Origin of the sequence: Streptomyces adelaidensis (assembly GCF_016598475.1) — a bacterium.
GTDB classification, from domain to species: Bacteria; Actinomycetota; Actinomycetes; order Streptomycetales; family Streptomycetaceae; genus Streptomyces; species Streptomyces adelaidensis.
The window spans coordinates 118,512-140,004 of sequence record NZ_JAEMUX010000005.1; the positions used below are offsets into that span (position 1 = coordinate 118,512).

Annotated in this window: 13 protein-coding genes; 12 read left to right on the forward strand and 1 reads right to left on the reverse strand. The window is 72.7% G+C overall.

Features of this window, described 5'->3' with window-relative positions; all coding sequences use genetic code 11:
• Positions 1–109 precede the first annotated feature (109 nt).
• The 6 genes from ccrA to I8N67_RS04330 all read left to right on the forward strand — a co-directional run bounded on the left by ccrA (position 110) and on the right by I8N67_RS04330 (position 14,103).
• Positions 110–1,477 carry a crotonyl-CoA carboxylase/reductase gene (gene ccrA, locus I8N67_RS04305; RefSeq protein ID WP_200301208.1) on the forward strand — a complete coding sequence of 456 codons (1,368 nt, stop codon included), beginning with the start codon at positions 110–112 and terminating at the stop codon, positions 1,475–1,477.
• Positions 1,474–3,282, forward strand: a complete 1,809-nt coding sequence (locus tag I8N67_RS04310) for a 3-hydroxyacyl-CoA dehydrogenase family protein (protein ID WP_200301209.1) — start codon at positions 1,474–1,476, stop codon at positions 3,280–3,282. The genes ccrA and I8N67_RS04310 overlap by 4 nt, the downstream gene beginning before the upstream one ends.
• Before the next feature lie 194 nt (positions 3,283–3,476).
• Positions 3,477–5,027, forward strand: a complete 1,551-nt coding sequence (hutH, locus tag I8N67_RS04315; RefSeq protein ID WP_200301268.1) for a histidine ammonia-lyase — start codon at positions 3,477–3,479, stop codon at positions 5,025–5,027.
• A gap of 53 nt (positions 5,028–5,080) precedes the next feature.
• Positions 5,081–12,502 carry a type I polyketide synthase gene (locus tag I8N67_RS04320; protein WP_200301210.1) on the forward strand — a complete coding sequence of 2,474 codons (7,422 nt, stop codon included), beginning with the start codon at positions 5,081–5,083 and terminating at the stop codon, positions 12,500–12,502.
• 120 nt (positions 12,503–12,622) lie between these two features.
• Complete coding sequence (locus tag I8N67_RS04325) at positions 12,623–13,432, forward strand: SDR family oxidoreductase (protein ID WP_200301211.1); 810 nt, start codon at positions 12,623–12,625, stop codon at positions 13,430–13,432.
• Between the two features lie 59 nt (positions 13,433–13,491).
• Positions 13,492–14,103, forward strand: a complete 612-nt coding sequence (locus I8N67_RS04330) for a helix-turn-helix domain-containing protein (RefSeq protein WP_307835150.1) — start codon at positions 13,492–13,494, stop codon at positions 14,101–14,103.
• 39 nt (positions 14,104–14,142) lie between these two features.
• On the opposite strand, the gene I8N67_RS04335 is transcribed toward I8N67_RS04330, so the two are convergent.
• Positions 14,143–15,045, reverse strand: coding sequence for an IclR family transcriptional regulator (locus tag I8N67_RS04335; protein ID WP_200301213.1), 903 nt, complete (start codon positions 15,043–15,045; stop codon positions 14,143–14,145).
• A gap of 504 nt (positions 15,046–15,549) precedes the next feature.
• On the opposite strand from I8N67_RS04335, the gene I8N67_RS04340 reads away from it, so the two are divergent.
• The 6 genes from I8N67_RS04340 to I8N67_RS04365 all read left to right on the forward strand — a co-directional run bounded on the left by I8N67_RS04340 (position 15,550) and on the right by I8N67_RS04365 (position 21,442).
• Positions 15,550–16,884 carry an aromatic ring-hydroxylating dioxygenase subunit alpha gene (locus tag I8N67_RS04340; RefSeq protein ID WP_200301214.1) on the forward strand — a complete coding sequence of 445 codons (1,335 nt, stop codon included), beginning with the start codon at positions 15,550–15,552 and terminating at the stop codon, positions 16,882–16,884.
• Positions 16,881–17,273: a bifunctional 3-phenylpropionate/cinnamic acid dioxygenase ferredoxin subunit gene (locus I8N67_RS04345; RefSeq protein WP_234045020.1), complete on the forward strand. Its 393-nt coding sequence runs from the start codon at positions 16,881–16,883 to the stop codon at positions 17,271–17,273. The genes I8N67_RS04340 and I8N67_RS04345 overlap by 4 nt, the downstream gene beginning before the upstream one ends.
• Positions 17,270–18,496 carry an NAD(P)/FAD-dependent oxidoreductase gene (locus I8N67_RS04350; protein ID WP_200301215.1) on the forward strand — a complete coding sequence of 409 codons (1,227 nt, stop codon included), beginning with the start codon at positions 17,270–17,272 and terminating at the stop codon, positions 18,494–18,496. The genes I8N67_RS04345 and I8N67_RS04350 overlap by 4 nt, the downstream gene beginning before the upstream one ends.
• Before the next feature lie 627 nt (positions 18,497–19,123).
• On the forward strand, positions 19,124–19,690 hold the full coding sequence (locus I8N67_RS04355; protein WP_200301216.1) for a 3-phenylpropionate/cinnamic acid dioxygenase subunit beta: 567 nt from the start codon (positions 19,124–19,126) through the stop codon (positions 19,688–19,690).
• Positions 19,691–19,720: 30 nt separating this feature from the next.
• Positions 19,721–20,587: an alpha/beta fold hydrolase gene (locus tag I8N67_RS04360; protein ID WP_200301217.1), complete on the forward strand. Its 867-nt coding sequence runs from the start codon at positions 19,721–19,723 to the stop codon at positions 20,585–20,587.
• A 3-nt stretch (positions 20,588–20,590) separates the two neighbouring features.
• Entirely contained in the window at positions 20,591–21,442 is an 852-nt protein-coding gene (locus I8N67_RS04365; protein ID WP_200301218.1) for an SDR family NAD(P)-dependent oxidoreductase, read from the forward strand.
• Positions 21,443–21,493 lie beyond the last annotated feature (51 nt).

Here is a 21,493-nt window from a genome sequence, read left to right on the forward strand (position 1 = left end):
GGCACGCCCCCGACGGACGCCCGCGGCGGACGCCATCAGGAGTCCGCCGCCTCGCTGAAGACCGCACTCTCCCTCCACCCGATCCACTCGACACATCACGGGATGGCATATGGATGAGATCATCGGCGCTCTCCTCTCGGAGGACGTCACATCGTGGGATGTGACGGGCCTGCGCCTGCCGGAGTACTACCGAGGCAACGTGGTGCGCCGGGAGGACACCGCGATGTTCGAGGGCATGGACTCCAAGGAGAAGGATCCGCGCAAGTCCCTCCAGGTGCAGGAGGTCCCGACACCGGAGCCGGGACCGGGCGAGGCCCTGATCGCCGTGATGGCGAGTGCGATCAACTACAACACCGTGTGGTCCTCGATCTTCGAGCCCCTGCCGACCTTCGGCTTCCTGGAGCGCTACGGGCGCCTCAGCGATCAGGCCAAACGCCACGACCTGCCGTACCACGTGCTGGGCTCCGACCTCGCGGGGGTGGTGCTGCGCACCGGGCCCGGCGTGAACCGGTGGCGCGCGGGCGACCGGGTCGTCGCCCACTGCCTGTCCGTCGAGCTGGAGAGCCCCGACGGCCACGACGACACGATGCTGGACCCCGAGCAGCGCATCTGGGGCTTCGAGACCAACTTCGGCGGCCTCGCCGAGATCGCGCTCGTCAAGTCCAACCAGCTGATGCCCAAGCCGGAGCACCTGACCTGGGAGGAGGCCGCCGCTCCGGGCCTGGTGAACTCCACCGCGTACCGGCAGCTGGTCTCCCGTAACGGCGCGCAGCTGAAGCAGGGCGACAACGTGCTGATCTGGGGCGCGAGCGGCGGACTCGGTTCGTACGCCGCCCAGTTGGCGCTCGCCGGGGGCGCGAACCCCATCTGTGTGGTCTCGTCGCCGCAGAAGGCGGCCGTCTGCCACGCCATGGGTGCCGAAGCGGTCATCGACCGGAACGCCGAGGGCTACCGGTTCTGGAAGGACGAACGCACCCAGGACCCCAAGGAGTGGAAGCGGTTCGGCAAGCGCATCCGGGAACTCACCGGCGGCGAGGACGTCGACATCGTCTTCGAGCACCCGGGCCGGGAGACGTTCGGCGCGTCGGTGTACGTGACGAAGAAGGGCGGCACCGTGGCCACCTGCGCGTCGACTTCCGGATACATGCACGAGTACGACAACCGCTACCTCTGGATGTCCCTCAAGCGCATCGTCGGCACCCACTTCGCCAACTACCGCGAGGCCTGGGAGGCCAACCGGCTCATCGCCAAGGGCAGGATCCATCCGACGTTGTCGAGGGTCTACCCCCTGGAGCAGGCCGGGCACGCGGCGTACGAGGTGCACGCCAACCTCCACCAGGGGAAGGTCGGCATCCTCTGCCTGGCCCCGCGCGAGGGCCTCGGTGTGCGCGACCACGCCCTGCGCGCCAGGCACATCGACGCCATCAACCGCTTCCGGGAGCGGAAGCAGGAGCAGAACGTGCGAGGAACGTCATGACGACCGATCAGCGACCCCTCACCGGCATCGTCGGCCTCGGCACGGTCGGCGAGGCGTTCCTGCGCCTGGCCCACCGGGCCGGCCATCGCATCGTGGCTGTCGACACCGACCTCGACGTACTCGCACGGGTCGGCAACCGCCTCAAGGCGGTTACCGAGGGCGCGCGGGAGCCATCCGTCGTCACGCCCGAGGCCGTCGTCATGCCCGAGGCCGTCCTCACGCCCGACGTCGTCTTCACACCCGATGTGGCGGCACTCGCGGACGCCACCGTGGTGATCGAGGCCGTACCCGACGACCTGGCCGTCAAGGCGGACTTACTTCGCCGTATCGGCGAGGTCTCGGGGGCCCCGGTGCTCACCACGACCTCCGCGCTCTCCGTCCCGCACCTCGCCGTCGCGTCCGGCCGGCCGGAGACGGTCTCGGGCCTGCGCTTCCTCGTCCCTCCCGGCCCCGGCGGCACGGTGGAACCGGCACCCACCGCCCTGACCTCCCCGTCCACCACGAGCGCCGTCGACTCGCTGATCGCCGAACTGGGCCTGACACGGGCCGAGATCGGCGCCGGGCCGGCGGAGGACGCCACCGCACTCGTGATGGCCTACCTGAACCGGTCCGTGGCCTTTCTCGACGCCGGCCATGCCGCACGCGATGACATCGACACGGCGATGCGACTCGGCTGCGGTCTGCCGGCCGGGCCGCTGCGACTGCTGGACGCCATCGGACTGGACACGGCCCACGCGACCCTGACGAGACTGCGCCGGCGGACCGGCGACGACTCGTTCGCCCCGGCCCCGCTGCTGACCCGCCTGGTCGACTCGGGCCGCCTGGGACGCAAGACCGGCGAAGGCTTCTACACCTACGACACCTACGACAGCGAGGGCGGCGAGGGCGTCGCACCACGGGACAGGCCCGAGGACCACCCCGGCACCGTCCGCCGTCCGGTGCGTACGGTCGCCGTCCTGGGCTCCGGCGTCATGGCCCGCGGTATCGCGGAGGCCACAGCGACCGCAGGTCATCCCACCGTGCTGGTGGCGCGCAGCCCGGAGAAGGCGGAGACCGCCCTCGCGGCGATCTCGGAATCCCTGACCCGCGCCGTCCGCCGCGGCAGGATCACCCCCCAGCAGGAGGCCGCGGCGCTGCCGCTGCTCACCCCTGCCACCGACGTACGAGCAGTCGCGGACCGCGATCTGGTCATCGAAGCGGTGGCGGAAGACCTCGACGTCAAGCGCCTCCTCTTCGCCCGGCTCGGCACGGTGGCCAAACCGGGAGCCATCCTGGCGACCACCACGTCCAGCCTGTCGGTGACCGCCTGCGCGGAAGCCGCCGGACGGCCCGCCGATGTCGTCGGCATGCACTTCTTCAATCCCGCGCCCATACTGCGACTCGTCGAACTGGTCCGCACCGACGGCACCTCCGACGACGTGTTCGACGGCGCCCGGACCTTCGCCGCCGGACTGGGGAAGACCACGGTCACCTGTCCCGATCGGGCCGGCTTCATAGTCAACTGCCTCCTCTTCCCCTACCTCGGCGCGGCGGTCGATCTGCTGCGGCGCCCGGGCACCGACATCGAGGCCACGGACACGGCCATCGAGAACGGCTACGGCTTCCCCATGGGCCCCTTCGCCCTCCTCGACACGATCGGTCTGGACGTCTCGCTGGCCATCCAGCACCGCTTGTACGACCAACTCGCCCACCCGGAGCAGAAACCGGCCCTCCTCCTGGAAGGCCTCGTCGCCCTCGGTGCCCTGGGCCGCAAGAACCACAGAGGCTTCCGGACAGCGGCTCGGCGCTCGTCCTCCAGGTTGTGATCGCAACCGGATGGCCCTGTCGAAGACAGCCACCGCCTCGCTGAAGACCGCGCTCTCCCGCCGTGGAGGTGCGGGGAAGCGCACGCCGTCCCTGCCAGCCGTGACCCCGACGTGACCAGCTCGCCAGGAGGAAACGCCGTGAACAAACACCTCAAGTGGGACTTCGCCCCTGCGGACGTGGCCGTCTGATGGGTATGCCGCGCCAGACCGTGACCGTCGGGACCGCCCCGCTCTCCTTCGTCGACGTCGCCGCCGTCGCACGCGATGACGCGACCGTCTGCCTGGGTGACGACGCCTTCTCGGTGCTGGAGAAGGGCCGGGCCGTGGTGGAGGAACTCGCCTCCGCGCCGAGACCGTCGTACGGCATCTCGACCGGGTTCGGCGCGCTGGCGACCCGGCACATCCCGCCGGAGCAGCGGGCCCAGCTGCAGCGGTCCCTGGTCCGGTCCCACGCCGCCGGCTCCGGGCAGGAGGTCGAGCGGGAAGTCGTCCGCGGAATGATGCTGCTGCGGCTCTCGACGCTCGCGACCGGGCACACGGGCGTGCGGGCCGAGACCGCGGAGCGGCTCGCCGCTCTGCTGTCGGCCGGAATCACGCCGGTGGTACGGGAGTTCGGCTCGCTCGGCTGCTCGGGCGACCTGGCACCGCTCGCTCATTGCGCGCTGGCGTTGATGGGCGAGGGCGAGGTGCGCGACGCGTCAGGTGCCCTCATGCCCGCCGCGGAGGCACTCACCGCCGCCGGGCTCGGCCCGGTCGAGCTGCACGAGAAGGAGGGCCTCGCCCTCATCAACGGCACCGACGGCATGCTGGCCCAACTCGTCCTCGCCATCACCGATCTGCGGCGGCTGCTCAAGACCCTGGACATCGCCGCCGCCATGTCCGTCGAGGCACTGCTCGGGACCGACAGAGCGTTCGCGCCCGACCTCCAGGCACTGCGGCCTCATCCCGGCCAGGCCGCCTCCGCGGCCAACCTGGTCGCGATCATGGCCGGTTCCGGTGTCGTCGCCTCCCACCGGGGACCGGACTGCACACGCGTGCAGGACGCCTACTCCCTTCGGTGCTCGCCCCAGGTCCACGGCGCCGCACGTGACACCGTGGAGTACGCCGCCGCGGTGGCCGGCCGCGAGCTGGCCGCCGCCGTCGACAACCCGGTCGTGCTCTTCAGCGACGGACGGGTGGAGTCGAACGGCAACTTCCACGGCGCACCCGTCGCCCACGCCCTCGATTTCCTGGCGATCGCGGCCGCGGACATCGCCTCGATCAGCGAACGCCGAACCGACCGGTTCCTGGACGTCGCCCGCAACCACGGCCTGCCGGCGTTCCTCGCCGACGCCCCCGGTGTGGACAGCGGTTACATGATCGCCCAGTACACCCAGGCCGCGATCGTCTCCGAGCTCAAGCGCCTCGCGGCACCCGCGTCGGTCGACTCCATACCGTCGAGCGCGATGTTCGAGGACCACGTGTCCATGGGATGGGGCGGGGCCCGCAAACTGCGGCGGGCCGTCGACGGCCTCACCCGCGTCATCGCCATCGAGGTCCTCACCGCCGCACGCGCGCTCGATCTACGCGCCCCCTTGACGCCGTCCGCCGCCACCGGCGCGGTCGTGGCGCTGCTGAGGTCCTCCGGCGTGCCAGGTCCCGGCCCGGACCGGTATCTGTCGCCCGAGATCAACAACACTGTCGAACTCGTCGGCTCAGGCGCCGTTCTCGCCGCCGTCGAGTCGGTGACGGGAGCCCTCTCATGACCGAATCCCGAGTGACCGGGCCGCGAGTGACCGAACCGCGAGAAGGGGCAGGCATGTCCGCGACCCGCGGTGCCGACGACCTGATCCGCCCGTTGCCCGAGCTGCTGCGCACCCACGCGGCGCTGCGCGGGACCAAGGTCGCCTTCTCCGACGAGCGGCGGGCGGTGACCTATACGGAACTGGAACGGCGTACGGCCCGGCTCGGCGGCCACCTGGTCGCACTGGGTCTGCCCCGGGGCGCGCGGGTGGCGATCCTGCTGGGCAACCGCGTGGAGATGGTGGAGAGCTACCTCGGCGTCAACCGCGCCGGCTGCGTCGGTGTGCCGGTCAACCCGCACTCCTCCGACGCGGAGCTGCGGCACCTGCTCACCGACAGCGACGCCCTAGCGGTGATCACCGACACCGCGCACGCCGACCAGGTGCGCGCGGTACTGCCGCCCGGACCACGGCACCTCGTCGTGGTCGGCGACCGCCCGGCCCCGGTGTCGTACGAGGGTTCGGACCCGGTGGCGTACGAAGATCCGGAGACGATGGCGTACGAGGGTCTCGCCACGCGCGATCCCGCCGTCCCGGCACGCGACGATCTCGGTCTGGACGAACCGGCCTTCCTCCTCTACACCTCCGGAACGACGGGCCGCCCCAAGGGCGTGCTGTCCACGCTGCGCGCCGCGCTGTGGAACGTCGCCTCCTGCTACGTCCCGATCGTCGAACTGTCCGCCGAGGACACGCTGCTGTTCCCGCTGCCCCTGTTCCACACCCTCGGCCACCACCTGTGCGTGATCGGCACGACCGCGGTCGGCGCCACCGCGCATCTGATGCCGGGGCTCTCCGCCCCCGAGGTGCTCGACGAACTGCGCTCCCGGCCCTACACGTTCCTGGTCGGCGTGCCGACGATCTACCACAACCTGGTCCATGCCGCCGGTGCGGAAGGACTCACGCTGCCCGCGCTGCGCGTCTGCTTCATCGCGGGCGCGGTCAGCACGCCCGCGCTCGCCGAGGCGTTCGAGGCCGCCTTCGGCGTCCGGCTCACCGACAGCTACGGCAGCACCGAGACGAGCGGGACGATGACCGCCATGCGGCCCGACGGCGAGCGCGTGCCCGGTTCGTGCGGGCCGCCGGTGCCCGGGCTGAGCCTGCGTGTGGTGGACCCGGACACCGGTGCCGATGTGCCGACCGGTGCGGAGGGCGAGGTCTGGGTCAGCGGCCCGAACGTCATGCTGGGCTACCACAACCTGCCGGAGGCCACCGCGGAGGTGCTCCGCGACGGCTGGTACCGCACCGGCGATCTCGCCCGCCAGAGCGACGCCGGGTACCTCTGGATCACCGGCCGGCGCAACGACGTGATCATCCGGGGCGGGGAGAACGTGCACCCCACCGAGATCGAGGCCGTACTCGCCCGGGTGCCCGGTGTGCGCGACGCCGCCGTGACCGCACTGGCGCACGACGAGTTCGGCCAGGTCCCGGTGGCGCTGGTGGTGCCCGACCCCCAGCACGTGGCAGCCGTCGACTGCGCGGAGCTGTTCGCGCGGTGCCGTCGCGACCTCGCCTACTTCAAGGTGCCGGTGGAGATCCGCGCCGTGACCGCACTGCCGAGGACGGGCACGGGCAAGATCGCGCGCAAGGCGCTGACGGAGCTGCCCGGCCGGCTGCTCGCCGTCGCCGGCTCCCACGACGGCCTGCACCTCGTGGGAGCCGACGGTGCGCCGGCCCTGCTCCCGGGCACCGCACTGCCCACCGGGGCCGGTCCGCTCGCCGGCCGGGACGTGACCCTGGCGGGAGACGCCGGGGACCTCGCGGACCTGATCGCCCGCCACCTCGTGGCCGGTCACGAGGCCCGGCGCGTGGGGCCGTCCGGCACGGAGGACGGCGTCACCGTCACGGTCACCGGCTCCACCGTGACGATCGCCCCCGCCGGGTCCGCCCCCACCACCCTGGTGCTGGCGGAGGGGTTGACCGACCACCGGATCCGCAACTCCGTGGACGTCGCGCTGAGCCGGCCGGGCAGCACGCTGGTCGCGACCGTGTGGTCGGCGCCGGCCACCGCACCGGACCGGCTGCCGGCCAGGGTGGACCTGACCGGGATCACCGGGACCGACCTCGGCGGCAGGCTCGTCGACCTCGTCGCGGGCCAGGTCCACGAGGTGCTGGGCGACGCGGGTGCCATCGAGCCGGACCGCGCCCTGCGCGAGTACGGGCTCACTTCGGCGGACGCGGTCCGGCTACGGGACCGGATCGCCGCCGCCGTGGGGCTGCGCCTGCCGACGACGCTCGTGTTCGACCACCCTTCGGTCCGTGCGATCGCCGGGCATCTGCGAGGTGAGCTCACCGGTTCACCCGAGCTCACCGGTTCACCCGAGCAGCGGGCCACGGTCGCCGCGTCGGCCGGCACCGACGTCGATCCGGACGACGATCCCGTGGTGCTCGTCGGTATCGGCTGCCGCTACCCCGGCGGGGTCCGTTCCCCCGACGAGCTGTGGCGGCTGGTGGCCGACGGGGTCGACGCCACCTCCGGGTTCCCCGACGACCGGGGCTGGGACTTCGACCGGTTGTTCGACCCCAACCCCGACCGCAGCGGCACCTCTCGCACCCGGCGGGGCGGGTTCCTCCGTGAGATGGCCGACTTCGACCCCGAGTTCTTCGGGATCTCGCCGCGCGAGGCGCTGGCGATGGACCCGCAGCACCGGCTGCTCCTGGAGACCTCCTGGGAGGCACTGGAGCGCGCCGGCATCGACCCGACGTCCCTGCGCGACCAGCGGGTCGGCGTGTACGCGGGGCTGATCCACCACGACTACGTCACCGATCCCGACCGGGTGCCCCGCGAGCTGGAGGGCTACATCAGTACGGGCACGGTCGGCGCCGCCGCCTCCGGGCGGATCGCCTATGTGCTGGGACTGCGCGGTCCGGCGCTCACCGTCGACACCGCCTGTTCCTCGTCCCTGGTGGCCATCCACCTCGCGGCACAGTCGATCCGCCGGGGCGAGTGCGAGTTCGCGCTGGCCGGCGGTGTGGCCGTCATGGCGACGCCGCAGACGTTCGTGGAGTACAGCAGGCAGGGCGCGCTGGCCGAGGACGGTCGGTCCAAGGCGTTCGCCGCGGCGGCGGACGGCACCGGCTGGGCGGAGGGCGTCGGCATGGTGGTGCTGGAACGACTGTCCGGCGCCCGCCGCGCCGGGCACCCGGTGCTGGCCGTGATCCGGGGTTCCGCGGTGAACCAGGACGGCGCGTCCAACGGCCTTACGGCGCCCAGCGGGACAGCACAGCAGGAGGTGATCCGGCTCGCCCTGCGGGACGCCGGTCTTTCACCGTCCGACGTGGACGCGGTCGAGGCGCACGGCACCGGCACCCGGCTCGGCGACCCGATCGAGGCCGGCGCGCTGCTGGCCGCCTACGGGCAGGACCGCGGCGCCCCGCTCTGGCTGGGCTCGCTGAAATCCAACATCGGGCACACCCAGGCCGCGGCCGGGGTCGGCGGTGTGATCAAGGTCGTACAGGCCATGCTGCACCGCACCCTGCCGAAGACCCTGCACGTGGACGAGCCGTCGCCGCACGTCGACTGGGCGTCGGGAGACGTCCGGCTGCTCACCGAGACCATGCCGTGGCCGGAACGGGACCGGCCGCCGCGCGCCGCTGTCTCCTCCTTCGGGGTCAGCGGCACCAACGCGCACCTGATCCTGGAGGCACCACCGGAGGAACCCGCACCGCCGCCGGCCACCGAGCCGCCCGCTACCGAGGCGCCCGCCGTCGAATCGCCGGTCGTCGCTTGGGCGTTGTCCGGCAAAACTCCCGAGCGGCTGCGGGACTGGGCGGCCCGACTGCTCCCCGTGGCCGGGGACGTCGCACCGGTGGACCTCGCGCACTCGCTGGCGGTGTCGCGCGGCCACTTCACCCACCGGGCCGTCGTGGTCGGCGGCGACCGCGATGAGCTGCTCGCCGGGCTGCGGGCCGTCGCCGAGGGGAGGCCGGCGCGGAACAGTGTCTCCGGAGTGGCCGATGCGAACGGAAAGGTGGCGTTCGTCTTCCCGGGGCAGGGCACGCAGTGGGTGGGCATGGCGGCCGGGCTGATGGGCGAACCGGTGTTCGCCGAATCCGTCTACGCCTGCGAACGGGCCCTCAAACCCCACGTGGACTGGTCGCTCACCGAGGTACTGGCCGACGACGCCGGCCGGCTGGAACGGCTGGACCTCGTACACCCCGCGCTGTTCGCGGTGATGGTGTCGCTGGCCGCCCTGTGGCGCTCCCGTGGTATCGAACCCGACGCGGTGATCGGCCACTCCATGGGTGAGGTGGCCGCCGCGTGCGTCGCGGGCGCGCTGTCGCTGGAGGAGGCCGCCCGCGTCGTCGTGGTGCGCAGCCAGGTCATCGCCGAGCTGGGCGCCAGCGCCGGCATGGCGTCGGTGACCGCGTCCCGCGCACAGGTGGAGTGGCTGCTGGAGCGCTGGCCGGACCGGCTCTGGATCGCCGCGCTCAACGGTCCGTCCACCACCGTGGTCGCCGGTGACGACCTGGCGGTCGACGGGCTGCTCGCCGAGTGCGCGCTGGACGGCGTGCACGCCCGGCGGATCCGTGTCGACGTCGCCTCGCACTGTCCGAAGATGGAGGCACTGCGTGAGGAGTTGGTGGCCAGGCTGGGGGAGGTGCGCACCGCCAGGCCCTCGGTGCCGATGTACTCCACCGTGGACCTGGACTGGGTCGGCGACGCCACGCTGACCGGCGCGTACTGGTACCGCAACCTCCGGCAGCCCGTGCTGTTCCAACCGGCCGTCGAGCATCTCGTCGACCAGGGTTTCCGGGCCTTCGTGGAGTCCAGCCCGCATCCGGCGCTGACCTCCGCCGTCGAGCAGACGCTGGAGGAGAGCGCCACGAACGGGGTCGTCACCGGAACCCTGCGTCGTGACGACGGCGGTCCCGCACGGTTCCTGACCTCCGCCGCACAGTTGTACGCGCGGGGGGTGGGAGGCCTGCGCCTCACCACCGGCACCGGCACCGGCACTCGCCCCGGCCGGCCGGTCCCCTTGCCGACCACGCCGTTCCAGCGGCGGCGGTTCTGGTTCACGACCACCGCCTCGTCCAGGGCGGGCACCGGCGGCCACCCACTGATCGGCACGCCGGTCGAATCCGCCCGCAGCGGTGAGTTCGTGGCCGCCGGCCGGGTCTCGCCGGTCGAGCAGCCGTGGCTGGCCGACCACGCGGTGAACGGGACCTGCATCCTGCCCGGCACCGCGCTGCTGGACCTCGCGCTGCGCGCCGCGCACGGCACCGGCGGCAGCGCAATCGACGAGCTGGTCATCGAGGCGCCACTCGTACTGTCCAAGGAGGGCACGGCGGAGCTTCAGGTCGTGGCGGATCCGGCCCGGCGTACGGTCGAGGTGTTCAGCAGGCCGGAGCAGCCCGCCGGCCAGTGGCGACGACACGCGCACGGCACGATCCACGACACCCGCGCCGAGCCGTTCGCCGAGCCGTTCGCCGAGCCGATCGTCGGGGCGCTGCCTCCGGCCGACGCCGAGGAGATCGACGTCGACTACGCGTCGCTGGCCGAGCGCGGCAACGAGTACGGCCCGGCGTTCAGGGCCCTGCGCGGGCTGTGGCGGCGAGGCGGGGAGCTCTTCGCCGAACTGCGGCTGCCGGAGGAGGCACCCGGCGGGTTCGCGGGCCACGGCCTGCACCCCGTGCTCGGCGACGCCGCCCTGCACGCCCTCGCCCTGACCCGACCTGTCCAGGACGGCCACATAGCGCTGCCGTTCGTGTGGCGCGACGTATGGGCCGGCGAGAGCCGCACCACCCACGCCTACGCCCACCTGGCACCCAGCGGCCGGGACGAGTTCACCGTGGCCATCACCACCGCCGAGCGCGAACCGCTGTTCCGGGGCACACTCGGCACCCGTACGGTGGCCCTGCGCGAGCTGGCGGGCGCACTGCCGACGGACTCGGTGTACCGGATGCGGTGGACCGAACTCGCCGATCGGGTGACGTCACCCGCACCCACATGGGCGCTGCTGGGCACCGACCGCCTCGGCCTCGACGTCACCGCCGACCTGGGCGATCTCGCCGATGCCGACGCGGTCATCTGCACCCCGGCCCCCGACGACGTCCGGGAAGCCACGCTGGACACGCTGTCCCACGTCCAGCACTGGCTGGCGGCCGACCGCCCGGCCGACGTCCCCCTCGTCGTACTGACCCGCGGCGACGACCCGGCCGGCGCGGCGGCGCGCGGCCTGGTGCGGTCCGCGCAGTCCGAGCATCCCGGACGGTTCCTGTTGGTCGAGATGGACGGCATGGACGAGGCCCCCCGGTCCTCGGCACGGCTGGCCGACGCGGTGGCCGCCGGACGACCGCACGTACGGATCGCCGCGGGCCGGCTCCAGGCGCCGGAACTGGCGCGGGTCACGCCGGCGCGGAACGCCCGCCCGGACCTCAGCGGCGGCACGGTACTGATCACCGGCGGCACCGGCACGCTCGGCTCCCTGCTGGCGCGACACCTCGTGACCGAGTACGGGGTCCGCAGCCTCCTGCTCACCAGCCGCGGCGGGGCGCGGGACGACGACCCTCTCCTCGCGGAGCTGAGGGAGCTGGGCGCCGAGGTCGCCGTCGCCGCCTGCGACGTCGCCGACCGGGACGCACTCGCCGCCGCCCTCGACCTGGTGCCCGCCCGGCACCCGCTGGTCGCGGTCCTGCACGCGGCCGGGGTGCTCGCGGACGGGGTGGTGACCGGGATGACCGCCGAACAGGTGGAGCGGGTGCTGCGCCCCAAACTCGACGGCACGCTGAACCTGCACGAGCTGACCAAGGACACCGAGCTGGCCGCCTTCGTGCTGTTCTCCTCGCTGGCCGGGGTGCTGGGCAGCCCGGGGCAGGGGAACTACGCGGCCGCGAACGCGTTCCTGGACGCGTTCGCCGCGCGCCGCAGGGCCGACGGGCTGCCCGCGCAGTCCCAGGCATGGAGCCTCTGGGAGGAAGCCTCCGGCATGACCGAGGTGCTGCGCGAGGCCGACCGGAACGGCACCCTCCCGGACGCCACCCTGCCCATGCCCACCGCGTTCGCGCTGGCCCTCTTCGACGAGGCGCTGCGACAGGACGACCCGGTCCTCACCCTCGCCAGGTTCGACATCGCCAAGCTGCGCACCCGCGGGGCACCCGCGCTGCTGCGCGGCCTCGTGCCCGCCGTGACGGCCACCGCCGCACCCGCCGTCCGGCTGCGTGACCTCGCTCCGGCCGAGCGGGCCGAACGGCTCCTGACCGAGGTACGCACGCTCGCCGCCGAGCTGCTCGGCCACCGGGGCGTCGAGGCCCTGCCCCCGGATCGGAGCCTCCTCGAGTCCGGCCTGGACTCGCTGACCTCGGTGGAACTGCGCAACCGCCTGAGCGCCCTGACCGGGCTCCGGCTGCCCGCCACACTCGTGTTCGACCACCCCGCACCGCGGTCCCTGGCCGACCATCTCCACCGGGCGCTGGCCGCCCCGGCGGAAGCGGGCGCGTGATGGGGCGGTACGGCCAGGTCCGGGGGCCTGGTGATCGGCTACCTGGGCCGGGCCGTGCCGAGGCCGGTCCACCTCGTGCGGCGGGCCCCGGCAATTCACTCGATGATGGTGGAGGTTGTGATGTCTGAAGACACGACGGACCTGGCCGGGCTGCGGGTCATGGTGACCGGGGCGGCCGGTGGGCTCGGCCGGGCCATCGCCGAGGCCGTGCACGCGGCGGGCGCGCGCCTGGTGCTGACCACGCGGGACGCGGACTCGCTGCCCAGGGCCGCGGCCGGTCTCGACCGGGGCCCCGAGGTCGTCACGGCTGTCGCCGACGTCACCGACGACGCCGAGCTGACCAAGGCCGTAGAGCTGGCCACCGAGCGGCTCGGCGGGATCGACGTGCTGGTCAACAACGCCGGTGTGCCCGGACCGGCCGGACCCGCCTGGGAGAACGACCCGGCCGAGTGGTGGCACGCCATGGAGGTCAATCTGGGTGGCGCGCTGGCGGCCTGCCGGGCGGTGCTGCCCGGCATGATCGAGCGTGGCCGGGGGCGGGTCGTCACGATCTCCAGCCACGCGGGGCACACCCGCTGGCCGCACGTCAGCGCGTACTCGGTGTCCAAGGCGGCGGCGAACAAGCTGACCGAGAACATCGCCATCGAGCTGCTGCCGCACGGGATCACCGCGTTCAGCTACCACCCGGGGATCGTGGACGTCGGCCTCGGATCGTCCGCGACCGCGACACGGCGGAGCGACAATCCGTGGGACCGCCGCATCGAGACCTGGCTCGACACCCAGCGCGAGGCCGGCCGGTACACCCCCCTCCCCGAGGCGATCGCCAACCTGCTGCGGCTGGTCCGGGGCGAGGCCGACGCGCTCACCGGCCGCTACCTGACCCACGAGGACGACATCGCGGGGCTCGTCGCGGCCACCGGCCGCGCCTGACGTACCGCTGTCCGGGACGCGGCCGGTGGCCGAGATCGTCCCCCGCTTACAGTGGTGTGGTGTCCTCAGGAAATTCCGTCGTCGCGCGCAACGTGCGCCTTCTCAGAGAGCAGCGGGGTCTGTCCCTGGCCGAGTTGGCCCGGCAGGCGGGGCTCGCCAAACAGACGTTGTCCAAGCTGGAGCAGGGCACCGGCAACCCCACCGTGGATACGTTGTTCTCGATCGCGACGGCGCTGGGGGTGCCGGTCACCAGGCTGGTGGCCGAGCGGGAGCAGGTGATGACCGTTCAGCGCGGCGCCGATGTCGTCTGGAAGACGCATGACGGGTTCGAGACCCGGGCCCTGGACCACGTCTACGGCTCCGGTGTCATCGAGAACTATCTGGTACGCGTCGGCCCCGACCCGGACGGGGCGGGCAGGCCGACCGCGCCGCACCCGGTCGGCACGCTGGAGCACCTGTATGTGATCAGTGGCCGGGTGCGGGTGGGCCCCGCCGACAGCCCGGTGGAGCTGTCCACCGGCGACTTCGTGCGCTACCCGGGCGACCGGCCCCATGTGTACCAGTCGTTGGACGGCGAGAGCCTGGTGCACATCGTGGTGAGTGTGCCGCGGGTGCAGCCCGGCACCGGGGGCATGACCACGACCCGGACCCACGGAGACGGCGCGCACTGAACGCCGCCCGCCGGGGCAGCGGCCCGGGGCCACGCCGGCTCAGGCCGCCGGCGTGCTCCCGGCGCCGGAAGGCGCGGTGGAAGGTGGGCCGGACGGTGCGGTGGACGGTGCGGTGGACGGTGCCGTCCGCTGTGCCTTGGCCGCCGTGATCGCCCGCGCCGCCTCGTAGGCCACGCGGCGCAGCGCGGGGGCGAAGCGGGCCCGGTCGAAGCGGTGGTCGGCGCCGGCGACGGAGAGGGCCGCGACCGGCCGGCCTGCGGGTCCCATGACGGGGACGGCGACGCAGGTGAGACCGAGGGTGGCTTCCTGGCGGTCGTGCGCGATGCCGTCCTGGCGGATGCGCCGCAGCTCCGCGCGGAAGGCGGCGGGGTCGGTGACCGTGTAGTCGGTGAGTTTCGACAGCCCCGCCGAGATGGCCGCTTCCGCCGCGTCGTGGTCGAAGGCCAGCAACGCCTTGCCGACGGCGGTGCAGTACGCGGGCAGACGGGCGCCGATGCGGGAGGGCGAGCGGGTCGCACGATGCCCGTGGATCTTGTTGACGTACACGATGTCCGTGTCGTGCAGCACCGCGAGGTGAACGGTCTCGTGGGTCAGCACATAGAGGTCCGCGAGATGCGGCAGCAGCCGCTCGCGCAGCAGTAAGGACGTCGGGCCGTAGACCCGGGTGCCCATGTCGAAGAGCTGGGCACCCAGGCGGTAGTCGCTCCCCACCCGTTCGACCAGGTCGTTGCGCTGGAGGATGCCCAGGAGCCGGAAGGCGGTCGACTTGGTGAGGCCGGTGCGGCGGGCCAGCTCGCTCACCCCGACCTCCCGGTCCTGTTCGGCGAGGGACTTGAGCAGGACAAGCGCTTTGTCGACCGCGGTCCGCTGGTCCGACGGCGCGGTCGGCTCCTGAAGGAGCGTGGTGTCGGTGAGCTCGGAAGTGGGGGAGTGAACTGACATGGCGGGCTCCTGGAACGATGCACACGCAGCCATCAAAATGGACGCGCGTCCAATCTAGGGGACCAATTCCGGGTTGTAAACGGGCGGGGACGGTACGTCGGTCAGGGCACGTCGGCGTGCCACATCACGGCACGCGGGCTGTGCCGGGCGTCCGGCCGCGGCGTCTCCTGTGCGCATGCACCGACACGACACCGCAGCGCCGACGCTCCGCTCAGCAGGCCGTGAGCGGGGGCTCGGCGGGCCGTCCGTGAGGCCACCGGGGCCCGGCGCGACCCGGCGGAAGCGGAACCCTGGTGGAACCGGGGGCGGCGGCACCGTAGGCGCGGTGCTGTCCGGCGCGGTGCTGTCCGCTGCGGTGCACGCGTCCCGCGCCCCCGCGACCGTCCCAGCCGACCCCCACCGTCCTGTGGACCACCAGCAAGGAGAACGGAAAGCCGCCGTGCGACCGAGCCGACCGCCCCGCCGCCTCGCCCCCGACCCGACCCGCGCAGAGGAGGCCCAGCGATGACCGCGACGCCCGTACGGCCCACGGACCGTCTCGCCGGGGTGCCACGACCGTCCGTCGACGTGAGCGCGTACTTCGACCTCGACCACGGGCTCGTCGACCGTACGATCTTCAGTGACCAGGCCCTGTACCAGCAGGAGTTGCGCAGGGTCTTCGCGCCGAGCTGGCTGTTCCTCGCCCACGAGAGCCAGTTCGCCAAGCCCGGCGACTTCTTCACCACGTACATGGGGGAGGACCCGGTCATCGTCGCGATGGGCCGGGACCGCAGGCTGCGGGCGTTCCTCAACGCCTGCCGGCACCGCGGGATGCGGGTCTGCCGGGCCGACGCGGGCGCGACCAAGGCGTTCACCTGCAGCTACCACGGCTGGTCGTACGACACCTCGGGCAAGCTCGTCAACGTCCCCAATCAGGGCGACTACCCGGACCACTTCGAGCAGGAGCGGTGGGGACTGGTCGAGGTCGCGCGGCTCGACTCGTACAAGGGGCTCGTCTTCGCCACCTGGAACCCCGGGGCGCCCCCGCTCGTCGAGGCGCTGGGCGGCATGACCTGGTACATGGACGCCATGCTCGACCGCGACCCGGAGGGCACCGAGGTGGTCGGCGGGGTGCACAAGTGGGTGCTGGAGGGCAACTGGAAGCTGGCGGCCGAGCAGTTCGCCTCCGACTGGTACCACGTCAACATCTCGCACGCCTCCGCGCTGATGGTCATGTCCCCGACGGGCAAGGGCCCCAAGTCGGAGATCGTGCAGACGCCGGGGCGGCAGTACGCCGATCCGCTCGGGCACGGGCACGGCTTCCCGACCCACCCCAAGAGCCGCTTCGACGACCGCGTCGTGCACGCCCACTACGACTACGAGGCGCTGCGCGAGCGGCTCGGTGACGCCCGGGTGGAAGGGCCGATGACCACCGGCCACGCCACCGTCTTCCCCAACTTCTCCTACCTCCCGGTCAACGGCTCCATCCGCGTCTGGCACCCCAAGGGCCCGGACCGGATGGAGGTCTGGGCCTGGACACTCGTCGACCGGTCCATGCCGGACGACGTGAAGGACGCGCAACGGCTCTACAACCTGCGGACGTTCGGGCCCACCGGCATCTTCGAGCAGGACGACGGCGAGAACTGGAGCGAGGTGCAGGCCACGGCCCACGGCTTCGTGTCCGGCTCGATGACCCTCAACTACCAGATGGGGCTGGGGCTGGAGGCCGAGGACGGTGTCCACCCGGGCACCACCGGCCGCCTCTACACCGACGGCGCCGCCCGCGGCCTGTACGCCCGCTGGCGCGACCTGATGAACACACCCGCCTGGCACGAGAAGGACGAGAAGGACGCCGCATGACCACCACCGGCACAGGTATCACCGGCACAGGTATCACCGGCACAGGTATCGGTATCCGGGTCGCCGCCGTCGGCGACATCGAGGACGGCGAGGCGCTGCGGGTGCCCCCCGAGACCAGCGGTCACGGCGACGCCATCGCCGTCTTCCACGACGGCGGCGCCTACTACGCCCTCGACGACATCTGCTCGCACGGCCAGGCGTCCCTGTCCGAGGGCTGGATCGAGGACGGCGAGGTCGAGTGCCCGCTGCACAGCGCCCGCTTCTGTCTGAAGTCGGGCGAGCCGCAGTGCATGCCGGCCACCCTCGCCGTGCGCACTCACCGCGTCGAGGTCCGCGACGACGCCATCTGGCTCCACCCGGGTCGCACCGCCGCGGAGGCCGCCGAATGAGCTCCCCGCCGTCCTCGCCCCGGCGGATCGCCGTCGTCGGCGCGGGCCTGGCCGCCGTCTCCACCTGCGACGCGCTGCGCGCCCAGGGGTACGACGGGGAGCTGGTCCTGTACTCCGCCGAGCGCGGCCTGCCCTACGACCGTCCGCCGCTCAGCAAGGACGTACTGCTCGGCAAATCCCGGCGCGCGGACATCATGCTGCGGCCCGAGCAGTGGTACGCGGACCAGCGCGTCCAACTGCGTGCGGGCGCCCGGGTGGCCGCGATCCGCCCCCACTCGGGCGGCCTTGAACTGGCCGACGGCACGGTGGCCGCGGCCGACCGCGTCGTGCTGGCCACCGGCGGCACACCGCGCCCGCTGCCGGTGCCCGGCGGTGACGATCCGGCGGTCCACCTGCTGCGCACCTGGGAGGACGCCGAGCGCCTCCGCGAACGGCTGCTGCCCGGCGCCCGGGTGATCGTCGTCGGTGCCGGGCTGATCGGCGCCGAGACCGCTGCCGTCGCCGTCGCCCTGGGCTGCCGGGTCACCCTCGTCGACCCGGTGCCGGTGCCGCTGGCCGCGGCCGTCGGCGGTGACATCGCGGGCGCGCTGCACCGCAGACACACCGCCGAGGGCATCGAGGTGGTCACCGCCGGAGTCGGGAGCGTCGAGCGTCACCCCGGCGGCCTCCTCGTACGCCTCGCCGGGCACGGCGACCCCCTCGCCGCCGACACGCTGGTGGCCGGCATCGGCATCCGCCCGGCCACGGAGACGGCCGAAACCGCCGGCCTGCGGGTCGGCAACGGCGTCGTCGTCCACCCAGGGCAGCGCACGTCCCACCCGAACGTCTTCGCCGTCGGCGACGTCGCCCGCCCCGACGGCCACCGCGTCCGCCACGAGCACTGGGAGGCGGCCCAACGGGACGGCGAGGCCGCCGCCCTCGGCATCCTGGGCCGTCCGGTGCCGGCCGCCGGCGCCCCCTGGTTCTGGTCCGACCGACACGGCTCCCGCCTGGAGGCCGTCGGCACGATGGCGGACGCCGACCGGACCGTCCTCCGCGGCGACCCGGCCACCGGCGCCTTCACCGCCTTCGGCCTGCGCGGCGACCACCTGATCGCAGCCGCCACCATCGACCGCGCCCGCGACATCAAGGCCGCCCGCCGCATCATCGACCGAGGCGTCCCGCTGTCCCCCACCGACCTGACCGACGAGCACACCGACCTACGAACCCTGCTGAACCGCTGAATCCCCCGGCCCGCTCCCGCCCCGGGGCCCCGGCACCTGCACTGCGGCTTGTCCGTCGTCTTCCGGAGGCCGGGTGGCGGCTTGTGCGTCCACTGGGCCTGGTGGTCGTGCGGCGGCTTGTGCGGCCGGCCCCGGTGGTCGTCCGGCGACCTGTCGACCGACCCGGGTCGTGCGGCGGCTTGTGCGGCCGGCCCCGGTGGTCGTGCGGCGACCTGTCCGACCGGCCTGGCGGTGGTGCCGCAGCCCGTCTGTCAGGCCCCGGCGGTAGTACCGAGCCCTTTCCGCCCGACCCCCGTCGTCCGGCGACTTGTCCCACCCGTACGTCAGGCCCGGGCGCTGGTGCCGCGATCTGTGCGGCTGGCTTCGGCGGTGGTGCAGCGGCCTGTGCGAGCGGCCGCCGGCGGTGGTGCCGCGACCCGTATGTCAGGCCCCGGCGGTCGTGCCGCGACCCGTAGGCCCCGCCCCGGCGGTCACACCGCGAACCCGGCCGAGCGGCCCCGGAAGCCGGGCCGTGGCCTGGTCGGTCGGTCTGCGCGGTCGTGCCGCACCACGGCACACGCACTCCCCCCACCCCGCACTCCGCGCTGGAATGTCTTCACCCAGCGCGGCCCGCAGGAGGAAGCCCCGATGAGTATCCATATCCCGGAGCCGGCGGTCGCCGAGACCGGGTCCGGCGCCGATGCCGACATCCGGCTGCACTTCGAAGTGCAGCGGTTGTACGCCGGTGAAGCCCAGTTGCTCGACCAGCATCGCTACGCCGACTGGCTGGAGCTGTTCACCGACGATCTGCACTACTGGGCCCCGGTGCGCACCAACCGGCTGCGCCGGCAGCAGGCGCTGGCCGACGGTGCGCCCGGGGAGGTGGCGATCTTCGACGAGACCAAGGCGAGTCTGGCCTGGCGGATCCGCCGCTTCGACTCGGGCATGGCCTGGGCCGAGGACCCGCCGTCACGGTCACGGCACCTGATCACCAACGTCATGGTCCGGGACGCCGAAGAACCGGGGGAGTACGTCGCCGAGTCGGCCTTCCTCTGCTACCGCAACCGCCTGGAACGCGAGGTCGACCTCTACGCCGGTGGCCGCACCGACCTGCTGCGCCGCGACCCGGACGACGGGCGGCTGCTGATCGCCCGCCGCACGATCCTGCTCGACCAGAACGTCCTCCTCGCCAAGAACATCAGCACCTTCCTCTGACCTCCCCTGACCGGACGACCGGAGACCCTCGTGACCACAGCCCAGACCGAAGAGCCGAAGCTCGTCGAGCACACCGTGATGACCACGCTCGGGCCCGTCGCGGTCAGCGAGACCGGCGAGGGACCGGCGCTGGTGATGCTGCACGGCGGCGGCCCCGGCGCGAGCGCGGTCGCCAACTACCGTCAGAACCTGCCCGCCCTCGCCCCCCACTTCCGCGTGGTCCTGCCCGACCAGCCGGGCTTCGGCGGCAGCTACCGGCCCACCGAGGCGGACCTGGACGCCCGCAGCATCACCGAGATCACCGTCGACGCGCTGCTGCAGACCCTGGACGCCCTCGGCATCGACCGCTTCCACCTGCTCGGCAACAGCCTCGGCGGCGCCGCCGCCATCGCCACCGCGCTCGAAGTCCCGGACCGCGTCGAGAAGTTGGTGCTCATGGCACCCGGCGGCGGCTGGCTGCCCTTCGGACCCACCCCGACCGAGGGCCAGAAGGCGATGTTCCGGTACTACAACGGCGAGGGCCCGACGCTGAAGAAGATGCGGGACTTCATCGGCGTGATGACCGCCGAGCCCAAGCGCTGGGCGGACACCGCCCAGGCCCGCTACGAGGCCTCGCTCGACGAGTCCCACATCGCCTTCTACCACGCCTACAACGCGGCCTTCGCCAAACGGCACGGCATGGACCCGCTCTGGCAGCGCGTCCACCGGATCAAGGCGTCCACCCTCTTGCTCTGGGGCCGGGACGACCGCACGATCACCCTGGACGGAGCGCAGCTCATGCTCAAGCAGATCCGTGACGTCCAGCTGCATGTGTTCGGCGGCTGCGGCCACTGGGTGCAGCTGGAGCGGCAGGCCGAGTTCGAGCGTCTGGTCACCGACTTCCTCAAGGAGCACTGAACCATGGGCTGGCTGGAGGGCGAGGTCGCCCTGATCACCGGCGGCGGCTCCGGCATCGGCCGTGCCGTCGCCCTGCGCTACCTCGCCGAGGGCGCGCGCGTCGCCCTCCTCGGCCGTACGGCCGCGCAGTTGGAGGAGGTGGTGACCGCCGCCGGCCACCTCGGCGACCGGGTGCTGCCCCTGACCGGCGACGTGCGCAGCCCGGAGGACCTGCACCGGGCGGTGGAGACCACGGTCGAACGGTTCGGCAAGCTGGACATCCTCGTCCCGAACGCCGGCATCTGGGACTACCACCGCAGTGTGACCCGGCTGTCCGGCAAGGAACTGTCCGAGGCCTTCGACGAAATCTTCGCGATCAACGTCAAGGGATACGTACTGGCCGTCGAGGCCGCCTGGCGGGACCTGGTCGCCGCGCGCGGAAGCATCGTGATGACCCTGTCGAACGCTTCCTTCCACACCGACGGCGGCGGCTCCCTCTACACCGCCAGCAAGCACGCCTGCCTCGGCCTGCTGCGCCAGTTCGCCTTCGAACTGGCGCCGCGGGTCCGGGTGAACGGCGTCGCCGTCGGCGGTATGCGCACCCAGCTGCGCGGCCCCGAGAGCCTCGGCCTGAACAACCGTACGCTCGCCGAGTCCTTCGCCAGGAACGAGGAGGCCCAGGCCCTCTCCGGCGAGAAACCGCCGCCGCTGATCCCGTTGTACGACTCCAGCGTCGAACCGGCGGACTTCACCGGCCCGTACGTCTTGCTGGCATCCCGCACCGACAGCGGCACCGTCACCGGTGCCGTGATCCCCGCCGACGGCGGCATCGCCGTACGCGGCTTCCGCGCGCCGGCCGGCGGCGCGGGCCTCTGACCCACCCGCCCCATGAGTATCTCGCCCGACAGCCATTGAAGGAGCCGACGC

Excerpts from the sequence above, each read along its gene's own strand:
- ccrA (WP_200301208.1), top strand. The coding sequence starts at position 110 with ATGGATGAGATCATCGGCGCTCTCCTCTCGGAGGACGTCACATCGTGG.
- I8N67_RS04310 (WP_200301209.1), top strand. The coding sequence starts at position 1,474 with ATGACGACCGATCAGCGACCCCTCACCGGCATCGTCGGCCTCGGCACG.
- hutH (WP_200301268.1), top strand. The coding sequence starts at position 3,477 with ATGCCGCGCCAGACCGTGACCGTCGGGACCGCCCCGCTCTCCTTCGTC.
- I8N67_RS04320 (WP_200301210.1), top strand. The coding sequence starts at position 5,081 with ATGTCCGCGACCCGCGGTGCCGACGACCTGATCCGCCCGTTGCCCGAG.
- I8N67_RS04325 (WP_200301211.1), top strand. The coding sequence starts at position 12,623 with ATGTCTGAAGACACGACGGACCTGGCCGGGCTGCGGGTCATGGTGACC.
- I8N67_RS04335 (WP_200301213.1), bottom strand. The coding sequence starts at position 15,045 with ATGTCAGTTCACTCCCCCACTTCCGAGCTCACCGACACCACGCTCCTT.
- I8N67_RS04340 (WP_200301214.1), top strand. The coding sequence starts at position 15,550 with ATGACCGCGACGCCCGTACGGCCCACGGACCGTCTCGCCGGGGTGCCA.
- I8N67_RS04345 (WP_234045020.1), top strand. The coding sequence starts at position 16,881 with ATGACCACCACCGGCACAGGTATCACCGGCACAGGTATCACCGGCACA.
- I8N67_RS04350 (WP_200301215.1), top strand. The coding sequence starts at position 17,270 with ATGAGCTCCCCGCCGTCCTCGCCCCGGCGGATCGCCGTCGTCGGCGCG.
- I8N67_RS04355 (WP_200301216.1), top strand. The coding sequence starts at position 19,124 with ATGAGTATCCATATCCCGGAGCCGGCGGTCGCCGAGACCGGGTCCGGC.
- I8N67_RS04365 (WP_200301218.1), top strand. The coding sequence starts at position 20,591 with ATGGGCTGGCTGGAGGGCGAGGTCGCCCTGATCACCGGCGGCGGCTCC.